Source organism: Pseudobutyrivibrio ruminis DSM 9787 (assembly GCF_900218035.1).
Taxonomy (GTDB): Bacteria; Bacillota; Clostridia; order Lachnospirales; family Lachnospiraceae; genus Pseudobutyrivibrio; species Pseudobutyrivibrio ruminis.
This window is the reverse complement of sequence record NZ_OBMR01000002.1, coordinates 278,893-300,270: the sequence shown is the minus strand read 5'-3', so window position 1 is coordinate 300,270 and position 21,378 is coordinate 278,893. Positions and strand designations below refer to the sequence as shown.

Genomic DNA, 21,378 nt, shown 5'->3' with positions numbered 1-21,378 from the left:
TATCATACAGAGGCTTTAATAATTAAATAGGACAGTTCGTTTGTACCATCCTGTCCCTAAACAAAACCAGGACTAATTTTTTCTTTATGAAATCAATTAGGCTGTAGGTGCGCATCTACAGCCTTTTCTTTTTTGAGAAAATCAGGTCCTGTTTCCGGAGGAAATCAATGTATTATTTAACTGCAGAAGCATCATTTGACGGCGCTCATTTTTTAAGTGGCTACGAAGGCAAGTGTTCTAATCTTCATGGTCATCGCTGGAGAGTGATTCTTAAAATAAAGGCTAATGAGCTTCAGGCTGAAGGTCAGCAGCGAGGCATGGTTGTAGATTTTGGTGATGTAAAAAATGCTCTCAAGAAGGAGACAGATTTCTTTGATCACACATTTATATATGAAGAAGGATCACTAAAGGAGACAACTGTTGCAGCTCTCAAGGACGAGGACTTCCTTATGAGAGTGGTTCCTTTCAGACCTACAGCAGAAAACTTTTCAAAGTATTTTTATGAGAAGTTTGAGGAATACGGCTTTGAGGTTGCTGAAGTGACTGTATACGAAACTCCAAACAACTGCGCAAGCTATAGCAAGTAGGAGGAGTTATGTCGGTATTTAATGTAGTAGAAAAATTCGTAAGTATAAATGGCGAAGGCCAGCACGCAGGTGAGCTCGCAGTGTTTATCAGGCTTCGCGGCTGCAATCTTAGCTGCAGCTATTGCGACACCAGATGGGCTTGCACGGCAGATGCACCTGCAGAGGAAATGACAGAAACACAGATTGTGGACTACGTCATCTCTACTGGCGTGAAGCGTGTTACTCTCACAGGCGGTGAGCCACTTCTTTCGCCACATGTCATTGATTTGCTGAAGGCTTTTGCTGCCAACCCTGATATTTTTGTTGAGATAGAAACAAATGGAAGCGTTGATATACATCCATTTGCTTGTATAGATAATCCGCCAGCATTCACTCTTGATTACAAGCTGGCAGGTTCGGGAATGGAAGATAAAATGCTTCTTTCAAACTTTGATGTTCTTACAGCAAAGGACACAGTAAAGTTTGTTTGCTCTGATGTAAGTGAGCTTGATAAGGTTTGTAAGATTGTTGATGATTATCGTATTTCCGATAAATGTACTTGCTTGATAAGTCCTGTGTTTGGACGAATTGAGCCAGCAGATATGGTTGATTATCTGATTGACCACAAAAGAAATGATATAAGATTGCAGTTACAGCTTCACAAATTTATTTGGGATCCAAATAAAAGAGGCGTTTAAGAGAGGAAAGTCATGGCTATAAATAAAGAGCTTATTAAAGAAAGCATTAGAAATATTATTATTGCCCTTGGTGATGACCCTGAAAGAGCAGGTCTTAAGGAGACTCCTGATAGAGTTGCTCGCATGTACGAAGAAGTTTTTGAGGGCATGAATTACACAAATGAACAGATTGCAGAGATGTTCAACAAGACCTTTGATGAGGACTATTACGATGAAACAAATCAGGATCTTGTTTTTGTAAAGGACATCGAAGTTTTCTCATATTGCGAGCATCATCTTGCACTTATGTATGATATGAAGGTCAGCGTTGCCTACATTCCAAATGGCAAGGTCATCGGCCTTTCGAAAATCGCTCGTATTGCAGATATGGCTGCAAAGCGTCTTCAGCTTCAGGAACGTATCGGCAACGATATCGCAGAAATCATCCAGATGGTTACAGGTTCTGAGGATGTGGCTGTATTTATAGAAGCAAGCCATAGCTGCATGACAGCACGTGGAATCAAAAATGCCAGTGCAAAGACTCATACACAGACATTAAGAGGTCGTTTCAAGACTGATAGAGATTTACTTCAGAGATTATTATAAGGAGAATTGAAATGAAAGCTTTAGTACTTGTTAGCGGAGGCTTGGACAGCACAACTTGTCTTGCCTTGGCAGTAAAAGAATATGGACATGAAAACGTGGTGGGACTTTCTATTTTCTATGGTCAGCGTCACGATAAAGAAATTAAGGCGGCAGATGCAGTTTGTGAATACTACAAAGTGGAGCATATCACACTTGATCTTTCTACAATGTTCCAGTTTAGCGATTGCACATTGCTTCAGCATTCTGATGGTGAGATTCCTGAGGAGTCATATGACAAACAGCTTGAAAAGACAAATGGTAAGCCAGTAAGCACTTATGTGCCTTTTAGAAATGGATTATTCCTTTCTAGCGCAGCAGCAATTGCACTTTCTAAGGGATGCTCAAAAATCTATTATGGTGCCCATGCTGATGATGCTGCTGGTAACGCATATCCGGATTGCTCTAGCGATTTCAACAATGCAATGAATACAGCAATCTACGAAGGAAGTGGAAAGCAGCTTACAATCGAAGCTCCATTTATCAATAAGAATAAGGCCGGAGTTGTAAAGCTTGGCATGGAGCTTGGAGTTCCTTATGAGCTTACATGGTCATGCTATGAAGGCCATGATAAGGCATGCGGCAAGTGCGGTACATGTATCGACAGAATTGCGGCATTTGAATTAAATGGAATCAAAGATCCAATCGAGTATGAGAATTAATTAGGAGGTCTACTATGACAGATAGCAGAAAAGAAGAAGGAACACTTACACTTTTAGGAAATAAAAACAACGTTTACCCAGACAACTACGCACCAGAGATGCTTCAGACATTCCTTAACAAGCATCCTGAGAACGATTATTTTGTAAAGTTCAATTGCCCAGAGTTTACATCACTTTGCCCAATCACTGGCCAGCCAGATTTTGCAAACATCATCATCTCTTATGTGCCAGGTGAAAAGATGGTAGAGAGCAAGTCATTAAAGCTTTACTTGTTCAGCTTCAGAAACCACGGTGATTTCCATGAGGATTGCGTAAACATCATCATGAAGGATTTAATCAAGCTTATGGATCCTAAGTACATCGAAGTTTGGGGCAAGTTCACTCCAAGAGGAGGAATCTCTATCGACCCATATTGCAACTATGGTAAGCCAGGAACTAAGTGGGAAAAGGTTGCAGAGGACAGACTTTTCAATCACGATATGTATCCAGAAAAAGTAGATAACAGATAATAAATATGATAAATTTAAAGGCAGACAGATAGTCTGTCTTTATTTTATTTCTGGGAGATTTTTATGAGAATACTAATTACAAATGATGATGGAATTAATTCAGATGGAATTATTCGTTTAGCCAGAGCAGCTAAGGAGTTTGGTGAGGTTTGGGTGGTTGCACCTGAAAGCCAGAGAAGTGCAGCAAGCCACAGTATTTCCCTTCATAATTCCATTGATGTTTACCCATGTGAGGAATTTCCTGTAGAGGATGTTTTTGCATATTCTTGCAGTGGAACACCGGGAGATTGTGTTCGAGTTGGCGGCTTAAGTGTTATGCCAGAGCGCCCGGATGTGGTCCTTTCAGGAATTAATTTTGGATACAATTGCGCTTCGGATATTCAGTATTCAGCTACCTGCGGAGCAGCCTTTGAGGGAGCGTTCCAAGGGTATCACGCAATAGCCCTTTCGGAAGGTGCTTGTGATTGCCATCAGGTAACTGACAAATATATAAAGCAAGTTTTAAAGAAGCTTTTGGCGGAACCACTTGCACCTGGAATGATTCATAATGTCAACTTCCCAGGATGCGAATTATCGGACTGTGGGGGTGTTTTATACGATAGAAAAGTTTCCCGAGGAATGTTTTATAAAGACTCATACGATGTGGTGGAAAACCTTGATGATGGCGGCGTCAGATACATGGTAAATGGCTGCTATACACCGGTTGCAGAGGAGGGCACAGACTTTGATGCAATCCTTAATAACTATGTGTCTGTCGGGGTTGTAAATAATGTAGGTTATTGATATAATTACGATAGTTTTTCTATGATTTTTAGGAGGCAGATATGGCAGAGAACAAGAATTTTGTTATAAATATTAATGGCGATGGCGGTGTAAACATCTCTGAAGAGGTTGTTGGAATTATCGCTGGCCTTGGTGCAGTTGAGGTTGATGGTGTTGAGTCACTTGCAGGCAACCTTACATCTGAAACTATTTCAAAGGCTGGTCAGGGAAAGCTTGCAAAGGCTATCAGAGTAGTAGATAGCGAGCCAGGCAAAATCTCAGTACACATGGCTATCAATATGAAGTATGGCTATGAAATCCCAAAGGTTTCAGGCATGGTTCAGGAAAAGGTTAAATCAGCAGTTGAGACAATGACAGGTCTTGAAGTTACAGCTGTAGATATCCGCATTGCAACTGTTAGCGTAGCAGGAAACAATTAATCAGGATTTATTTATTTTTTATGCATATTAATGTATAATTATGGGGTGCTATTTTAAGTAGCACCCTATATTAGTCTAAACTATTAGATTTTCAGGAGTTTTTATTTATGAATAGACATGAAATTAGAAAAGAAGTATTTAAGGCTGTATTTATGAACGAGTTTCATGATACAGAGGATATGGATAGCGTAATCAGCACATTCCTTGGCGGCCGTGATAATGCTGAGGCAGAGGATCTTGCTAAGAACAACAAGACAGCTGAGGATGAGGAATACATCAAGACAAAGGCTGAGGATATCATTGCTAAGCTTCCAGAAATCGACGAGCTTATTAACAAGTCTGTTGATGGTTGGAAGACTACACGTATGGCAAAGGTTGATTTAACACTTATCAGACTTGCTTTATATGAAATCAAATTCGAGAATCTTCCTGTTGGTGTTGCTATCAATGAGGCAGTTTCACTTGCTGATGAATTCGGTACAGATTCTTCTGCTGGATTCGTTAATGGAGCACTTGCTAAATTAGTATAATGAATAAAAATGTATATAGTGTATCTCAGATAAATACATATATTGAGCGTATGTTTTCTGATGATTTTATGCTTGGAAACCTTTCCTTATCAGGGGAGGTTTCTAATTGCAAGTACAATCATACAGGACACATATATTTTACTTTGAAGGATGATAAATCATCTATTTCTTGTGTAATGTTTGCTGGTAAGAGAGCAAAAGGGTTGAAGTTCAACATGAAGGATGGAGACCAGATTGTGGTTACCGGATATGTTGGAATCTATGCGGCTGCCGGCAGATATCAAGTGTATGCAAACGAGATAGAGCTGGCTGGTGTGGGCGATTTATATCAACGTTTCGAGGCGTTAAAGCAGGAGCTTGAGGAAAGCGGTATGTTTGACGCAATGTACAAAAAGCCACTTCCTAGCCACGCTATGAGAATCGGTATCATCACAGCTCCTACAGGAGCGGCTGTTCACGATATCATCCGAGTATCTAAGACACGAAATCCTTTTGTAGAATTGATTCTTTATCCAGCTCAGGTTCAGGGTGAGGGGGCAGTGCCTTCCATCATTTCCGGAATCAATTGTCTGGATGAGTTGAATCTGGATGTTATCATCCTAGGTCGTGGTGGTGGTTCCATCGAAGACCTTTGGGCTTTCAACGAAGAGCCGGTAGCACGAGCTATTTTCAAAGCCAACACACCAATCATATCTGCCGTTGGCCACGAAACAGATTTTACAATTGCGGATTTTGTTGCAGATAAAAGAGCAGCTACACCTTCTCAAGCAGCAGAGCTTGCAAATTTTGTTTACGAAGATTTTGCCAGAACAGTAGAGCGATATTCCGATAGGCTCAACAGCACATTGGATTACAAGCTTTCATCAATCACTTCTCAGCTTGAGAACTACAAACTACGTTTACAATCTCTCAGACCAGAGAACAAAATAAAAGCAAATCAGGACAAGCTGAATCATCTCTACGACAGACTCAACAGCCTGATGAACGCCAAAATAGAGCGCTACGAAAGCCGTCTGATTGCAGCTTCCGGCCGTTTGGATGGTCTTTCACCAGCCAAGCGATTGGCTTCCGGTTTCGGTTATGTTACTGGTCCTGATGGAAAAAAGGTTGATAGCGTATCAAATCTTTCCGTTGGCGATAGCCTTAGTATCAGAGTAAAGGATGGTATGCTGGAGAGCCAAATCACCAGCATTTCAAAGGATAAATAGGAGCACGTATGGCAGAAAAAGAAACAAAAGAGACAACAATTGAAGAAAGCTTTCAGGCTCTCGATGAGATAATCACAAAGATGGAATCATCAGATGTCACTTTGGATGAATCCTTTGCTTTATATAAAAGCGGAATGGAAGAGCTTCAAAAAGCTAATTCAAAAATAGAACAGACTAAAAAAGCTGTCATGGCAATCAGCAAAGATGGCGGCTTTGAGGTGTTTGAAGGGGTTGAGTAAAATGGACATTAAAAACGAACTTAGCGTAAGAGCAGAGTCTGCACAGGATGTTGTTTGCAGATTTTTGCCGGATGTAGAGGGATTACAGGGCATCATATTTGATGCAATGGAATACGGGGTTACAGCAGGCGGTAAACGCCTTCGTCCAATTCTTATGAATGAGACGTTTCAGCTTTTCGGTGGCACTGGCGACGTGATCGAGCCATTTATGGCTGCCATCGAAATGATTCACACATATTCGTTGATTCACGACGATTTACCAGCAATGGACAATGATGCACTTCGCCGTGGCAAGCCTACTGTGCATGTAGCATACGGTGAGGCACTGGGCGTACTTGCAGGTGATGCTCTTTTAAACTACGCTTTCGAGACTGCATTAAATGCATACGATGCAGATGTAGATGTGGTTCGCGTCACAGAGGCAATGCGCATTCTGGCCAGAAAAGCCGGTGTATTCGGCATGATTGGTGGCCAGGTTGTAGATGTGGAGGCTGAAAAGAAGCAGCTAGACATGACAGAGGACAGGCTTCATTTCATCTACGAGCTAAAGACTGGTGCGCTGATTGAAGCATCTATGATGATAGGTGCGGTTTTGGCTGGCGCCAGTGAAGAACAGGTTTCTCTCGTTGAGAGCGTGGCAGGCAAAATCGGCATGGCCTTCCAGATTCAGGATGATATCCTTGATATCGAAGGAGATGAAGCAAAGCTTGGCAAGCCAATTGGCTCAGACGAGAAAAACGAAAAATGTACCTACGTTACATTTGCAGGTATAGAAAAATCCAAGGAAGAGGTAAAGCGTCTTACAGACGAGGCAGTTGAAGAACTTAATAGCTTAGATAATCACAACGAGTTTTTAAATGAGCTACTTAAATACCTTGTCTACAGAGACAATTAAAATCGATTATGGTTCTTGAAAAAATAAAGCAACCTAATGATATAAAGAATTTAACAGAGGAAGAAGTTTTAGCTCTTCCTGCAGAAATACGAAGCTTTCTTATTGAGCATCTATCAAAGACTGGTGGTCATTTGGCTTCCAATCTTGGAACTGTTGAGCTTACAATTGCTCTTCACATGCTTCTTGATTTCCCAAAGGACAAGCTTGTTTGGGATGTAGGTCATCAGGCATACACTCACAAGATTCTTACTGGTAGAGCAAATGAATTCGACCATCTTCGTCAGTACGATGGAATCAGTGGCTTCCCTAAAAGAGTAGAGAGCCCTTGCGACAGCTTTGATACAGGTCACAGCTCTACATCTTTGTCTGCAGCTTTAGGCTATTGTATGGCAAGGGATTTAGCAGGAGATGACTATAAGGTTTGCGCAGTCATCGGTGATGGAGCTCTTACAGGTGGCCTTGCTTACGAGGCATTGAACAATGCTTCTCGTTTAAAGAAGTCTAATTTCCTTATCGTACTTAATGATAACGAAATGTCCATCTCTAAAAACGTAGGTGGTATGTCTACCAATCTTGAGCGTCTTCGTACCAGCTCAAAATACGTTGGCTTGAAAAACAACGTGTTATCATCTTTGGAAAGCTGGCCTAATGGTGAGCGCATTATTAGAAAGATTCGTAGCACTAAAAATGGTATTAAGTCTCTTATGGTTCCTAATATGGTTTTTGAGGATTTAGGAATTATGTATCTTGGCCCGGTTGATGGCCATGATATCAAAGCCATGATAGAGACATTCAATATGGCCATGGGCATCAATGGACCTGTGCTTGTTCACGTCATTACTAAAAAGGGTAATGGTTACGAGCCAGCAGAGCGTCATCCATCCAGATTCCACGGTACAGATATATTTGAAATTGAGACAGGACTTCCAATGCGCAATCCAAACCCTGGATACACAGATGTTTTCTCAACTGTAATGCGCAAGATGGGAGATCGTAACCCAGAAGTTGTTGCTATTACTGCAGCTATGGCAGAGGGCGCTGGATTAAAGCGTTTCAGAAATATGTTCCCAGACAGATTTTTTGATGTTGGAATCGCTGAGGAGCATGCAGTTACATTTGCTGCCGGATTGGCACTGGGCGGTCGCATTCCTGTTTTTGCCGTATATTCATCATTCTTACAGCGTGCATACGACCAAATCCTTGAGGATGTTTGCTTACAAAATCTTCATGTGATTTTTGCAATTGATAGAGCAGGTCTTGTTGGAGCAGATGGAAGTACACATCAGGGTATATTCGATGTTTCATTCCTTACATCTATGCCAAACATGACAGTGATGGCTCCAAAGAATAAATGGGAGCTTTCAGATATGATGAAATTTGCAGTGGCTTACGATGGCCCAATCGCCATCAGATACCCTAGAGGCGAGGCATACTGCGGATTAAAGGAGCATAGAGCTGAAATCGTCCTTGGCAAATCCGAGGAGATAAAGGCTGGTTCAAAGGTAATGCTTTTTGCTCTTGGTTCCATGGTAAAGAAGGCTGAGGAAGTGGAAGAGCTTCTTAAGGCTCAGGGAATTGATGCAGGTATCTGCAATGCTAGATTTGCAAAGCCGCTTGATCAGGCATATCTGGATAAAATCAAAAATGAATACGATTTAATCGTTACATTAGAGGAAAATGTTATTACGGGAGGCTTTGGCCAGCAGGTTCAGGCCTATCTTGATGACAATGGCTATAATGGTCAGGTCCTTAAAATAGCAGTTCCAGATGAGTTTGTTAGACATGGAAGTGTTACACTTCTGTTTAAAGAGCTTGGCATGGATGCAGAGTCCATTACACAGCGTATATTAGAAAAATTAGGAAAGTAATATGAAAGAAAGACTTGATATAGTATTAGTAGATAGAGGGTTTGCTCCTTCTCGTGAAAAAGCCAAGACCATGATTATGGAAGGCAATGTTTTCGTTAAAGGAAACAGAGAGGATAAAGCAGGCACTAAAATAGATGTAGATGCAGATATCGAAATCCACGGACAGCAGCTGAAATACGTTAGCCGTGGTGGTCTTAAGCTTGAAAAGGCTATGACCCACTTTGATATTTCCTTAGATGGCAAGGTGTGTATGGATATTGGGGCATCTACTGGCGGATTTACCGATTGTATGCTTCAGAATGGAGCTACAAAGGTGTTTTCTGTAGACGTTGGATACGGACAGTTTGCTTGGAAGCTTCGTCAGGATCCTAGAGTTGTCTGCATGGAAAAGACAAATATCAGATATGTCACTGTAGAGGACATCGGCGAGCAGCTTGATTTCGCTTCAGTTGATGTATCATTTATCAGTCTTACAAAGGTACTTGGTCCAGCAAAGGCACTTCTTAAGGATGATGCTGAAATGGTTTGCCTCATCAAGCCACAGTTTGAAGCTGGACGTGAAAAGGTTGGAAAGAAAGGCGTTGTCCGTGATCCAGCTGTTCACGAAGAAGTTATTAATACAATTATTGATTTTGTAAAAGAAATTGGTTTTTATGTTCTCCATTTGGAATATTCCCCAATTAAGGGACCAGAAGGAAACATAGAATACCTCATTCATATATCAACACAGGAAAAACAGGGGGATGCTATTGATGTTGCTGCAACGGTAGCAGCTGCACATGGTAGCTTAGACAAATAATGAAGAATTTCTTAATTGTTGCAAGATCTTTTAGTGATTTACATGAAAAATATATCAACATTATTCGTGATTATATTTCGGCACATGGCGGAATGTGCATTCTCGATTTAGACACTTGCCCGGATAGCTCCGAAACACAGGTAACAGTTGATGACAATATTGAGTGCATCATTACTGTTGGTGGTGATGGAACTGTTGTTAGGGTTGCTCAGAATGTTACAAATCGCAAGGTGCCTATCGTTGGTCTTAACTGCGGTCACCTGGGCTATCTTTGCGATATGACAGTTGATAATGTAGAGCACTGCTTAGATCAATTACTTAGCGACAATTATAAGATAGATGAGAGAATGATGCTTGAGGGAGATTGTTCAAGTGATGCTGACAATCGTTTTAGAGCTCTTAATGATATTGTAGTTGCATCTGATGCTGCTGGGCTTTTTGTTTTAAACCTGACAGTCAAGGTCAACGGAATTCAGCTATATTCCCACAATTGTGATGGACTTATTGTTTCCACACCTACAGGTTCAACTGCTTACAATCTTTCTGCTAACGGTCCTATTGTTAGCCCTCATGCAGATTGCATTGTTTTGACACCTATCAACCCTCATACACTTAATTCCCGTAGCATTATTTTGGCCTCAAATGATGAGGTTGAAGTTAGTATAGAGGCTCGTCACGAAGAGGACGATCCAAAAGCAAACATTATTTACGATGGAACACTTAGACAAATCCTAAGAAAGGGTGAAGTTTTAAAAATCCATCGTTCAAAGATTACATCCAACATGGTTATGTTAGAAAACGTCAATTTCTTGGAGCGTATTCGAGCTAGGATGCAGGAGATTTAAATGAAGATTGAAAGACAGGCAAAGATACTAGAGTTAATAGTAAAAAATGAAATCGGAACTCAGGAGGAGCTTACAGCTCGCCTTGAGGAAGCTGGATTTAACGCCACACAGGCTACAGTTTCCAGAGATATTCGCGAAATGAAGCTGACAAAGGTTGCTGATGCAGCTGGCAAGCTTCGTTATGTTGCATACAAAACTACCGAGGACGATATGAATGAGAAGTACATTCGTATTTTCTTGGATGGTTTTGTTTCAATGGACAACGCCCAGAATATTTTAGTTGTCAAGACTGTTTCAGGTATGGCTATGGCTGTTGCGGCTGCCTTAGACCATATGGATTTTGCAGAAATAGTTGGCTCAATTGCTGGTGATGACACTATTATGTGCGCTGTCAGAAGCATTGATGATACTGTCGTTTTAATGGGGAAACTAAAACGAATCATCGAGAAATAAAAGGTTGGTGCAAGGATCCTTTTACACAGAAACGCGGGCATAGAAAAGGAGAATTAAATGCTAGCTAGTTTGCACGTTAAAAACTTAGCCCTTATTGATGAAGAGGAGATTATTTTTTCTAAGGGGCTTAATATCTTATCGGGAGAAACCGGAGCAGGTAAATCTATCATTTTAGGAGCACTTCATCTGAGCCTGGGAGATAAAGCATCAAAGGATTTCCTTCGTGATGCTGATTCTGAGGCATTTGTGGAAGCTGTGTACCTTATCAATGATGATAGCACAAAGGAAGCTCTGAGAGAAATGGGAGTGGAGCCATACGATGATGAGGTGATTATGTCCAGAAGAATCACTGAATCTCGCGCCGTTGGAAAGATTAATGGCGAGCAGGTTCCAGCTGCAAAGATGAAAGAAGTTGGGGCGTTGTTACTTGATATCTACGGACAGAAGGAACATCAGTCACTTCTTAACACAAAGCGCCATATGGAGCTTTTGGATGAGTTTGCTAAAAATGAAATTGGCGATTTAAAAGATAAAATCGCTGAATCTTACAAGAATTATAAAGCACTTACTGCGGAGCTTGAGGAAGCAAAGCAGAGTGATGTTTCAAAGGAAAGAGAGATAGTTCTTTTGGAACATGAGATAAATGAAATCGAATCTGCTAATTTAAAAATTGGTGAGGATGAAGAACTTGAGGATGAGTACAAGCGTCTTTCAAACTTTAGCCGCACTATGGAGTATTTTGGTAGAGCTCATGAAGCAATGGCAGGAGATGGCGGTGTATCAGATGCTATTAGTTCTGCAATATCGGATATACGATATATAGAATCTATCGATGATAGAGCATCAGAATTTCTTTCAATGCTCAATGATGCAGATAGCATTATTTCGGATTTCAACAGAGAGCTTTCAAGCTACATGTCTGATGCATCCTTTGATGCTGGTAGATTCAACGAGGTGGAGCTTCGTCTCAATGAAATCAACAGACTCAAGGACAAATACGGTACCACAATCGAGGCTGTATTAGAGGAGCTTGCTGCTCGTCAGGAAAAGAAAGCAAAATTCGAATCCTTTGACGAGTATCTTGCAGAATTAAAGAAGAAGGTTGATGTTGCTACAAAGGAGCTTGATGATCTTTGCCAGAAGCTTTCTGATATTCGAAGAAAGAGCGCAACAGATCTTTCTAAAAAGATGCAGGAAGCCATGAGCGATTTGAACTTCCTCAATTCCGAATTCGAAATGCATCTTACAAAGCTTGATCACTACACAGCAGATGGTTTTGATAGTGGTGAGTTTATGATTTGCACAAACCCAGGTGAGCCACTTCGTCCGCTTAAGGATATTGCTTCAGGCGGTGAAATGAGCCGTATCATGCTTGCAATCAAGACTGTTCTTGCTTCAGGAGGCGGAATCGATACTCTTATTTTCGATGAGATTGATGCGGGTATTTCAGGAAGAACAGCTCAGGCTGTTTCTGAGAAGCTTTCTACTGTAGCAGACAAGCATCAGGTTATTTGTATCACTCATTTGCCACAGATTGCGGCAATGGCAGATACGCATTTCCTCATTGAAAAGAACGTCGAGCAGGGCCATACCATTTCCGGTATTAAAAAGCTCTACGACAACGACACTATCGAAGAGCTTGCTAGAATGCTTGGTGGTAGCGCTATTACAGAGGCTGTGCTTACAAACGCCAGGGAAATGAAAGAGTTGGCAAACAGCTATAAAAATAAAGCTTGATTTTAAAAATGAATCTTGATATATTAGTATCCGCATGGAAACATGCGGATCATTTTTTCTTTATTTAAATCCCAATACTTTTTATATCATTTAAATATGATTACTGAAAAAATTAATATTGAACGAATTGATTTTGCCCTTATGTTTAAGGATATTGAGGAGGCTAAAACTCGTATTATATATAAGCTCATGAACAAGGAGAAAAATCAGGAGCTTTTAGAAACTGTACCGCACGTGGAATATCTGGACTTGGCTATTGTTTTTTATTATTTATTTCCAAGTGACAATGAGGATCAGTTTAAGGGGTTCATGCTTAATAATGAGCACATGCTTATGCTTGGTCTTAGTGTTACTGATTTGATGAATGCTGCCAGTGCAAATACTCAGCGTATCTTAGGTCTTAAATATCAGGGGATTTTCTCTACAATTGCAGAGATTACAGGAGCAGAAGATATGTATGATGCTGCCGCAATAGAGGATGGTTTCATTCCACTCCAGGTGTTATCTAATCGTTTGGGGACCTATGGTGCATCAGCGATTTTATACAAGGATGTGATTAAAGATATTGCAGAAAAAATGAATTCAAATCTATTTATAATTCCATGCTCAATTCATGAAGTGTTGATTTATAGAGAAATGAAAAACTGCCAGATAGGAATTGATGACCTAAAGGAAATGATTTCGATGGTTAATCAAAATGAAGTTCCTGAAGGAGATATTCTATCTGACAGTTTGTATTATTATTCTTTAGAGAACAACGCTATTTGCATAATCTAATATGCCTTAAGCTTTTTCCAAAGAGTAGTGGTGTAGTCTAATGTTTCGTCATCGTAGGCGTTGTACAAATCGCAGCGTTCCAGTGTTTCTTTTGTAGGGAATACTGTTTCATCTGCAAGTGTTTCAGCGTCTTCGTTGCCGGCTACTGTGAGATTAGGGGTAGCATACCAAACATATTCAAAGTTTTCAGTGGCTGCCTCTTCCTCACACATGAAATCTATCCATTTCATTGCTGCATCGTAGTGCTTGCAGGTACGTGGAACGAACCATGAATCAATCCAAAGGTTGCCACCTTCTTTTGGAACGGTGTAAGCAAGCTTGTCATTGTATTCCATACCCATAGCAGCTTCACCAGAGTAGCATACAGCCATTGCAGCATCTTCTGAAACCATACATTCGTATGTCTCATCCATTAGATAAGCGTAAACATACTGCTTTTCTTTGCAAAGCATATCGAATGCTTCGTCAAGCTCAGCCTTGCTAGTGGTGTTGATGTTGTACTGAAGAAGCTTAAGTGGAACCATAAATGCATCACGCTGTGAGTTAATCATAACGATTTGATTTTTGTATGCTGGGTCCCAAAGACAATTCCAACTGCTAACTGTTTCTTCATCAACCTTTTCAGTGTTGTAAAGAATACCTACCGTACCGTAGAAGTAAGGGACAGTGTATTTGTGAGTTGGGTCGAAAGCTTCTGATGCTTCGATGATGGTTGGGTCAATGTTTTCGTAGTATTCAAGAGAGTTGTAATCGATTGGGATAAGCTCACCTTCCTTACGAAGTGTCTCAATCATGTAATCGGAAGTGCAGATTACATCGTAATTGATTGAGCCGGCCTTGTATTTAGCGTACATATCCTCAACTGATTCGTATTCTTCATATTTAACAGTGATTCCTGTTTCCTTCTGGAAACGCTTCAAAACATCAGCCTCAATGTATTTACCGTAATTTAAAACAACTAATGTGTCATCGCTGGCTGCATCATTGCCACAAGCTGTAAATGAAAAGCAACTTGTAAAAGTGAGACACAGGAGGCTACAGATAATAATAAGCTTTTTCTTCATCGTCTAGCTGATACCTCCTTTTTAGAACCTTTAAAGTTTGTTGCTATAAGCATAACAAATGCCAAAAGGAAGAGGAGAGTTGAAAGGGCGTAAAGCTCTGGCTGAATACCTTTTCTAAGCTCTGTGTAAAGCATAGTTGAAAGGGTGTTGACTCCGGCTCCCTTTGTGAAGTATGTGATTGTGAAATCATCAAGCGACATTGTAAATGCCATCAAAAATCCTGAAAGCACTCCAGGGAAGATTTCTGGCCAAATTACTTTACAAAATGCATACCAAGGTGTAGCTCCTAAGTCCATAGCAGCTTCGTAGCAGGCATCAGACATAGATTGAAGCTTTGGCAAAACGTTGAAAATAACGTATGGAACTGAAAATGCTATATGAGCAAGTACAACTGAAAACTCTCCAAGTGATGAAAATCGTGTAAACAGAAGCATAAGTGAAATACCTGTAACGATATCTGCATTTAAAAGAGGTATATTTGTAGCTCCAAGCATAATAGCCGCATGACGCTTTTTCATTCGGTTGATACCGATGGCTGCTGATGTACCAAGGACAGTAGCAAGGATGCTGGAAGAAAGTGTGATTCTAAGTGTAGTAAATAAGGCATCCATGATAGTGTCGTTAGAAGGAAGATTAAGGTACCACTGAATGGTAAATCCTCCCCATACTGTTCGCGACATAGAATTATTAAATGATAAAACTATGAGAACAAGTATTGGTGCATATAAGAATAAAAATATTAATGCTAAGTATAGAGTAGAGGCGCCTTTTTTGATTTTTTTCATAGAAGCATACCTCCATTCTCGGAATCATCAAGCTTGTTCATGATGCTCATTGATGCAAGAACGAAAAGCATAAGGATGATTGATAATCCCGATCCTAAGTTCCAGTTTCTAGCTAGAGTGAATTCCTGCTCAATTACATTTCCGATTAATAATACCTTTCCTCCACCAAGTAAGTTGGAAACAACGAAAGATGAGAGGGCTGGTACGAATACCATAATAATTCCTGATATAATTCCGTCTCGTGAGAGAGGGACTGTGATTTTGATAAATGTGTTTAACCAGTTTGAACCAAGGTCGGCAGCTGCTTCAATAACATCATCACTGATTTTTGAAAGTGAGTTGTAAATTGGCAAAATCATGTATGGTAAAAAGTCGTATACCATACCAAGGATAACTGCGGCCTTTGTATAAAGGATGTGGACTGTTGGAAGCCCAAGTGCTGTAAGTATGCTGTTTAGAATTCCGTTGTTTGAAAGGATGTTTTGCCATGCAAGAATACGAAGCATGAAATTCATCCACATTGGAAGAATAAACAAAAATACGATGAATCCTTTATTAGTGATTTTTAGGTTGTGAAGTATCAAAGCTACTGGATAGGCCATAATGAGACAAATCACTGTAGTGATAAACGCAACCTGAATAGACAGACCAAGTGACTTTAAGTGGACTGGATCTGCTATAGCAGTAAGGTTATAAATTGTTAAGCCTCCATCGCCATTTGTGATGGCATAGCCAAGGATGTAAAACAAAGGAAGGATGGTGCAAATCAACACCCATATTGCATAAGGCATGGCGAGAAAGCTAGTGCGTAGCTTATTAATCATCCTCCTTAAGTACCTCCTCATCCTCAGACTCAGGCTTGTTCATGATTTGAATGTTGAATGGAATAACATTTAATGAAACATGCTGGCCAACTTCAAAGTATTTTGTAGTGTGAACTAACCATTCGTACTGGCCACACTGCACATCTAATTCGTAGTGAACGCCCTTGAAGAGGCAATCTGTGATGACGCCATCCATGAATCCTTCGCCTGGCTTGCCAAGCTCAACATCCTCTGGACGGATTACAACATCGACAGGCTTCATTGTTCCGAATCCCTTATCAACGCAAGGAACCTGAACTCCAAGGAATGAAACAAGCTCATCCTTGATCATGATTCCTTCTATAATATTACTTTCTCCGATGAAGTCAGCAACGAATGCGTTTTCTGGCTCGTTGTAGATATCTTCTGGAGTGCCAATCTGCTGGATGTAGCCCTGGTTCATAACAACGATCGTATCTGACATTGTAAGGGCTTCTTCCTGGTCGTGTGTTACATATATGAAAGTGATACCAAGCTCCTGCTTGATTTTCATAAGCTCGTACTGCATACTCTGGCGGAGTTTTAAATCGAGAGCACCAAGTGGCTCATCTAATAGAAGAACCTTTGGTTCGTTAACGATAGCTCGTGCAATGGCAATACGTTGTTGCTGACCACCAGAAAGAGAATCAATTGAACGATTTTCAAATCCATCAAGGTTAACAAGCTTTAATGCATACTTGATTTTGTCGTCGATATATTCTTTTGATTTCTTTTGGATTTTCAATCCGAAGGCAATGTTTTCCTCAATAGTCATATGAGGGAAGAGTGCGTACTTCTGGAAAACCGTGTTGATTGGACGAAGGTTTGCTGGAAGTGCAGTGATATCATTACCATTTAAATAGATTTTGCCTGAATCAGGCTTTTCAAAACCACCTAATAGACGAAGAGTGGTTGTTTTACCGCAGCCAGATGGACCTAAAAGAGTGACGAAAGAGTTCTCTTTAACGTAGAGGTCTAGCTCATCAAGAACCAGCTGCTTACCGTAGCTTTTTGATACGTGATCGAATTGAATAAATTCCAATTAATCATCCTCCTTATACATTCATAACATTTACTTTACCCATAGTTGTGTAGGTAAAATAAAAGCTCCGAATCAGACTCGAACTGACGACCCCCTCATTACGAGTGAGGTGCTCTACCAACTGAGCTATCGGAGCTTATGAAAAAAGCCTATATAGCCTTAATCCATGCGAAATTAAGTGTAATATAATGGTTGCAAAAAATCAATTAAAAACTCAATTAAAATGTTGAGAAAATCAATATGTTTTATTATAATGACACATGTACCAAAATTTATTATTAGTGGGGATTTAAAATGGAAACTAAAAAGAAAAATTTACCTGCATTTAACATTAAGGAGTTCTTCACAAAAGAAAATCTTCCTTTAATTACACTTATAGCCCTTGGAATATTCGCAATTGTTGCTATCGTAGTTTCAATCGTTGCTTTCAAAATCAACGTGGTAGTAGCTTGCGTGATGGTTATTTTGGAGGCTGGTCTTGCTGCTTGCCTCAATAAAATTCCTATTTGGATTCATGGACTTGTCATCATTGCTCAGATTGTCTGCGGCATCATGGCATCTCAGGTACCTTTCATGATCCTTATGGCATGTGTTTATATATTTGCAATTGTTTTTTTATATATTTGGTCAAGTTATGATTCGTCAAAATTATCAAAATAAGCTAGATAAATTAATAGAGAACTTAGAAAAAGAAGGCCAAGTGCCTTCTTTATTGTTACATAGCTGTTGTGGGCCTTGTAGTAGCTATTGCATTGAGTATCTTTCACAGTATTTCGATGTTACTGTCTTTTACTACAACCCAAACATTTATCCAGATGAAGAGTATTATCATCGTGTAAAGGAGCAACAGCGTTTTATCAACGAATTTCCTACTAAGCATCCAGTTGCTTTTATCGAGGGTGATTACGACAAGGACAGCTTCTACGAAATCGCCAAAGGCCTTGAAAATGAGCCGGAAAAAGGTGCTAGATGCCACAAGTGTTATGATCTTCGTTTGAGACGTACTGCAATGGTTGCAAAAGAAAAAGGCTTTGACTTTTTCACAACAACGCTTACAATATCACCAATGAAAGATTCCCAGGTGCTTAATGAAATCGGCATGAAAATTGCTGAAGAGCTTGAGATACCTTGGCTTCCAAGTGATTTTAAAAAGAGGGAAGGGTATAAGCGAAGCACTGAGCTTTCAAAGGAATACGACATGTATAGGCAGGATTACTGCGGATGCGTCTATTCCTATAGAGACAGACAGTTACAGAAACAACAGGCAAGTATGGAGGATTAGTTATGGCGCAGTTATGGGGTGGAAGATTCACCAAGGCTACAGATCAAATTGTTTACGATTTCAATGCTTCTATCAATTTTGATAAAAAGCTTTTTGAGCAGGATGTAAGAGGCAGCAGAGCACATGTTACTATGTTGGCTTCTGTTGGTGTTATCACATATGATGAGAAAAATCAGATTCTTGCTGGTCTTGATGGAATCGAAGCTGATGTTAAGTCTGGTGCACTTCAGATAACATCTGAGTACGAGGATGTACACAGTTTTGTTGAAGCAAATCTGATTGATAGAATCGGAGATGCTGGAAAGAAGCTCCATACTGGACGTTCCAGAAATGACCAGGTTGCACTTGATATGAAGCTCTACACAAGAGAGCAGGTCAACTCTACAGCCAAAGCTTTGGAACACCTTTTAAATACAATTCTTGGCATCATGGAAGAAAACATTGACACTATCATGCCAGGCTTCACGCATCTTCAAAAGGCTCAGCCAATTACAGTTGCCCATCATATGGGAGCCTATTTCGAGATGTTTAAAAGAGATGTTATGCGCTTAGCTTTCATCAACTCATCAATGTACACTTGTCCATTGGGCTCTGGAGCCTTGGCGGGCACCACATATCCTCTTGATAGAGATATGACTGCAAAGCTCCTTGGTTTTGAAATCCCTACACTTAATTCGATGGACGGTGTTTCTGACAGAGATTATCTTATCGAGTTTTTATCAGCACTTTGTACTATCCAGATGCATCTTTCTCGTTTTTCAGAGGAAATCATTATCTGGAATAGTAATGAATATCGATTCATCGAAATCGACGATGCCTTCTCTACAGGAAGCTCTATCATGCCTCAGAAGAAGAACCCTGATATTGCTGAGCTTGTACGTGGAAAGACAGGTCGTGTTTATGGCGCTTTGATGTCCCTTCTTACTACAATGAAGGGCATACCTCTTGCTTACAACAAGGACATGCAGGAGGACAAGGAAATGTCCTTCGACGCTATGAAGACAGTTCAGGATTGCATAATACTTTTCGATGGTATGCTTTCTACAATCAAGTTCAATAAGGACGTGATGGCGAAGAGCGCTAGAAACGGCTTTACAAATGCCACAGATGCGGCAGATTACCTTGTAAATAAGGGCGTACCTTTCAGAGATGCCCACGGCATAATCGGTCAAATCGTTTTGGCTTGCATCGACAAAGGGATTGCCATTGATGATATGTCTTTAGAGGAGCTTAGAAGCTATTCTGAAGCTTTCGATGAAGATATTTTCGATGCGATTTCTATGGAGACTTGCGTAAATAAGCGCCTTACAGTTGGTGCTCCAGGTCATGATGTTATGCTAGATGAAATCCAGTTATGTAAGGATTTTATGAAGAATATTCCAGAACATTTTAGTTTTGAGTAATAATTATGCAAGGAGTTGTTAAATTTGTTTAATTTCTCCTTGCATTTATTATATAGTTTGATTATAATCTAGTCTAATGACGGACATTTGTCCGCGACACAAATACAAAAGTAAGGAGAAGTTTGAAATGAGCGAGAAATTAAGAGTCGGAATTCTTGGTGGTACTGGTATGGTTGGTCAGAGATTTATTTCTCTACTTGAGAATCATCCATGGTTCGAGGTTACAACTATTGCAGCTTCACCACGTTCTGCGGGACAGCGTTATGAGGATGCAGTAGGCGGTAGATGGAAGATGGATACTCCAATGCCTGCAGCTGTAAAGGACATCATTGTAAAGAACGTTAATGAGGTTGAAGAAGTAGCTAAAGAAGTAGACTTCGTATTCTCTGCAGTTGATATGTCTAAGGATGAAATCAAGGCAATCGAAGAAGCTTACGCTAAAACTGAGACTCCAGTAGTTTCAAACAACTCAGCACATAGATGGACTCCAGATGTACCTATGGTTGTTCCAGAAATTAATCCTCAGCACATGGATGTTATCAAGTATCAGAGACAGAGACTTGGTACAACTAGAGGATTCGTTGCAGTTAAGCCTAACTGCTCAATTCAGTCATATGCTCCAGTTCTTACAGCTTGGAAGGAATTTGAGCCATATGAGGTAGTTGTTACAACATATCAGGCTATTTCCGGTGCAGGTAAGACTTTCAAGGATTGGCCAGAGATGGAGCACAACATCATCCCATTTATCTCAGGAGAGGAAGAGAAGTCTGAGAAGGAGCCACTTAGAATTTGGGGCGAAATCAAGGACGGCGTTATCGTTCCAGCTGACGATGTAAAGATTACTAGCCAATGTATCCGTGTTCCAGTTCTTAACGGACATACAGCAGCTGTATTTGTTAAATTCAAGAAACAGCCTACAAAGCAGCAGCTTATTGATGCAATCAACAACTTCTCTGGTGTTCCACAGGAGCTCAAGCTTCCATCAGCACCAAAGCAGTTCATCCGTTACATGGAAGAGGACAACAGACCTCAGGTAGCACTTGATGTAGATTACGAAAATGGTATGGGCATCAATGTTGGCCGTCTTCGTGAGGATAGCATCTATGATTGGAAGTTCGTTGGATTGTCACACAACACAGTACGTGGTGCTGCAGGTGGTGCAGTTCTTTGTGCAGAGCTTCTTAAGGCACAGGGCTATATCACAGCTAAATAAGAAAATCCTGATTTTAAGGTAAGCGCAGTAGGTTGTGCTTACCTTTTTTATTGCTATAAATATATTTTATAAATTAAATTCAAATAAAATACTTTTTTAGTGTAGTCTGCTAAAGTGAATTGTGTTATTATAGTACTC

The 21,378-nt window shown here is 40.3% G+C and carries 25 protein-coding genes and 1 tRNA gene; 21 read left to right on the top strand and 5 right to left on the bottom strand.

Features of this window, described 5'->3' with window-relative positions:
* Positions 1–167: 167 nt before the first annotated feature.
* The 17 genes from CRN97_RS01480 to CRN97_RS01400 all read left to right on the top strand — a co-directional run bounded on the left by CRN97_RS01480 (position 168) and on the right by CRN97_RS01400 (position 13,609).
* Entirely contained in the window at positions 168–587 is a 420-nt protein-coding gene (locus CRN97_RS01480) for a 6-pyruvoyl trahydropterin synthase family protein (protein ID WP_074789040.1), read from the top strand.
* Positions 588–595: 8 nt separating this feature from the next.
* Positions 596–1,264 (top strand): putative 7-carboxy-7-deazaguanine synthase QueE, encoded by a 669-nt coding sequence (gene queE, locus CRN97_RS01475; protein ID WP_044934843.1) that lies wholly within the window; start codon positions 596–598, stop codon positions 1,262–1,264.
* A 12-nt stretch (positions 1,265–1,276) separates the two neighbouring features.
* On the top strand, positions 1,277–1,849 hold the full coding sequence (folE, locus tag CRN97_RS01470; RefSeq protein WP_044934840.1) for a GTP cyclohydrolase I FolE: 573 nt from the start codon (positions 1,277–1,279) through the stop codon (positions 1,847–1,849).
* 11 nt (positions 1,850–1,860) lie between these two features.
* Positions 1,861–2,547 carry a 7-cyano-7-deazaguanine synthase QueC gene (gene queC, locus CRN97_RS01465; protein WP_044934837.1) on the top strand — a complete coding sequence of 229 codons (687 nt, stop codon included), beginning with the start codon at positions 1,861–1,863 and terminating at the stop codon, positions 2,545–2,547.
* Between the two features lie 14 nt (positions 2,548–2,561).
* Positions 2,562–3,056 (top strand): preQ(1) synthase, encoded by a 495-nt coding sequence (gene queF / locus CRN97_RS01460; protein WP_044934834.1) that lies wholly within the window; start codon positions 2,562–2,564, stop codon positions 3,054–3,056.
* Between the two features lie 63 nt (positions 3,057–3,119).
* The gene (gene surE, locus CRN97_RS01455) at positions 3,120–3,839 is read left to right on the top strand and encodes a 5'/3'-nucleotidase SurE (protein WP_097075575.1); all 720 of its coding nucleotides are present in this window, start codon (positions 3,120–3,122) and stop codon (positions 3,837–3,839) included.
* Between the two features lie 41 nt (positions 3,840–3,880).
* Entirely contained in the window at positions 3,881–4,258 is a 378-nt protein-coding gene (locus CRN97_RS01450; protein WP_044934828.1) for an Asp23/Gls24 family envelope stress response protein, read from the top strand.
* A 107-nt stretch (positions 4,259–4,365) separates the two neighbouring features.
* Positions 4,366–4,788, top strand: a complete 423-nt coding sequence (nusB, locus tag CRN97_RS01445) for a transcription antitermination factor NusB (RefSeq protein WP_074789036.1) — start codon at positions 4,366–4,368, stop codon at positions 4,786–4,788.
* Complete coding sequence (gene xseA / locus CRN97_RS01440) at positions 4,788–5,996, top strand: exodeoxyribonuclease VII large subunit (RefSeq protein ID WP_090478626.1); 1,209 nt, start codon at positions 4,788–4,790, stop codon at positions 5,994–5,996. Before nusB ends, xseA begins: the two co-directional genes overlap by 1 nt.
* Positions 5,997–6,004: 8 nt before the next feature.
* Positions 6,005–6,235 (top strand): exodeoxyribonuclease VII small subunit, encoded by a 231-nt coding sequence (gene xseB / locus CRN97_RS01435; RefSeq protein WP_044934819.1) that lies wholly within the window; start codon positions 6,005–6,007, stop codon positions 6,233–6,235.
* A gap of 1 nt (position 6,236) precedes the next feature.
* Positions 6,237–7,130 (top strand): polyprenyl synthetase family protein, encoded by an 894-nt coding sequence (locus CRN97_RS01430; RefSeq protein WP_097075574.1) that lies wholly within the window; start codon positions 6,237–6,239, stop codon positions 7,128–7,130.
* Between the two features lie 8 nt (positions 7,131–7,138).
* The gene (dxs, locus tag CRN97_RS01425) at positions 7,139–8,998 is read left to right on the top strand and encodes a 1-deoxy-D-xylulose-5-phosphate synthase (protein ID WP_097075573.1); all 1,860 of its coding nucleotides are present in this window, start codon (positions 7,139–7,141) and stop codon (positions 8,996–8,998) included.
* A 1-nt stretch (position 8,999) separates the two neighbouring features.
* Positions 9,000–9,797, top strand: a complete 798-nt coding sequence (locus CRN97_RS01420; RefSeq protein ID WP_033154266.1) for a TlyA family RNA methyltransferase — start codon at positions 9,000–9,002, stop codon at positions 9,795–9,797.
* The gene (locus CRN97_RS01415; RefSeq protein WP_097075572.1) at positions 9,797–10,642 is read left to right on the top strand and encodes an NAD(+)/NADH kinase; all 846 of its coding nucleotides are present in this window, start codon (positions 9,797–9,799) and stop codon (positions 10,640–10,642) included. The genes CRN97_RS01420 and CRN97_RS01415 overlap by 1 nt, the downstream gene beginning before the upstream one ends.
* A complete protein-coding gene (argR, locus tag CRN97_RS01410; protein WP_044934804.1) occupies positions 10,643–11,095 on the top strand; it encodes an arginine repressor in 453 nt (150 codons plus the stop codon).
* A gap of 57 nt (positions 11,096–11,152) precedes the next feature.
* A complete protein-coding gene (gene recN, locus CRN97_RS01405; RefSeq protein ID WP_097075571.1) occupies positions 11,153–12,832 on the top strand; it encodes a DNA repair protein RecN in 1,680 nt (559 codons plus the stop codon).
* Positions 12,833–12,928: 96 nt separating this feature from the next.
* On the top strand, positions 12,929–13,609 hold the full coding sequence (locus tag CRN97_RS01400; protein WP_143063532.1) for a DUF5688 family protein: 681 nt from the start codon (positions 12,929–12,931) through the stop codon (positions 13,607–13,609).
* Here CRN97_RS01400 and CRN97_RS01395 read toward each other — a convergent pair.
* From CRN97_RS01395 to CRN97_RS01375, 5 genes are all read right to left on the bottom strand, one after another.
* Positions 13,606–14,673: an ABC transporter substrate-binding protein gene (locus tag CRN97_RS01395; RefSeq protein WP_097075570.1), complete on the bottom strand. Its 1,068-nt coding sequence runs from the start codon at positions 14,671–14,673 to the stop codon at positions 13,606–13,608. The genes CRN97_RS01400 and CRN97_RS01395 overlap by 4 nt on opposite strands.
* On the bottom strand, positions 14,670–15,458 hold the full coding sequence (locus CRN97_RS01390) for an ABC transporter permease (protein WP_097075569.1): 789 nt from the start codon (positions 15,456–15,458) through the stop codon (positions 14,670–14,672). Before CRN97_RS01390 ends, CRN97_RS01395 begins: the two co-directional genes overlap by 4 nt.
* Positions 15,455–16,282 carry an ABC transporter permease gene (locus CRN97_RS01385; protein WP_097075568.1) on the bottom strand — a complete coding sequence of 276 codons (828 nt, stop codon included), beginning with the start codon at positions 16,280–16,282 and terminating at the stop codon, positions 15,455–15,457. Before CRN97_RS01385 ends, CRN97_RS01390 begins: the two co-directional genes overlap by 4 nt.
* A complete protein-coding gene (locus CRN97_RS01380; protein WP_090393849.1) occupies positions 16,275–17,342 on the bottom strand; it encodes an ABC transporter ATP-binding protein in 1,068 nt (355 codons plus the stop codon). Before CRN97_RS01380 ends, CRN97_RS01385 begins: the two co-directional genes overlap by 8 nt.
* A 63-nt stretch (positions 17,343–17,405) precedes the next feature.
* Positions 17,406–17,478, bottom strand: a tRNA-Thr gene (locus CRN97_RS01375).
* Positions 17,479–17,636: 158 nt separating this feature from the next.
* On the opposite strand from CRN97_RS01375, the gene CRN97_RS01370 reads away from it, so the two are divergent.
* From CRN97_RS01370 to asd, 4 genes are all read left to right on the top strand, one after another.
* A complete protein-coding gene (locus tag CRN97_RS01370) occupies positions 17,637–18,002 on the top strand; it encodes a hypothetical protein (protein WP_097075567.1) in 366 nt (121 codons plus the stop codon).
* A complete protein-coding gene (locus tag CRN97_RS01365; RefSeq protein WP_097075566.1) occupies positions 17,977–18,624 on the top strand; it encodes an epoxyqueuosine reductase QueH in 648 nt (215 codons plus the stop codon). The genes CRN97_RS01370 and CRN97_RS01365 overlap by 26 nt, the downstream gene beginning before the upstream one ends.
* Before the next feature lie 2 nt (positions 18,625–18,626).
* Entirely contained in the window at positions 18,627–20,027 is a 1,401-nt protein-coding gene (gene argH, locus CRN97_RS01360; RefSeq protein WP_097075565.1) for an argininosuccinate lyase, read from the top strand.
* Positions 20,028–20,154: 127 nt separating this feature from the next.
* Positions 20,155–21,240, top strand: coding sequence for an aspartate-semialdehyde dehydrogenase (asd, locus tag CRN97_RS01355; RefSeq protein WP_097075564.1), 1,086 nt, complete (start codon positions 20,155–20,157; stop codon positions 21,238–21,240).
* The last annotated feature ends 138 nt before the right edge of the window (positions 21,241–21,378 follow it).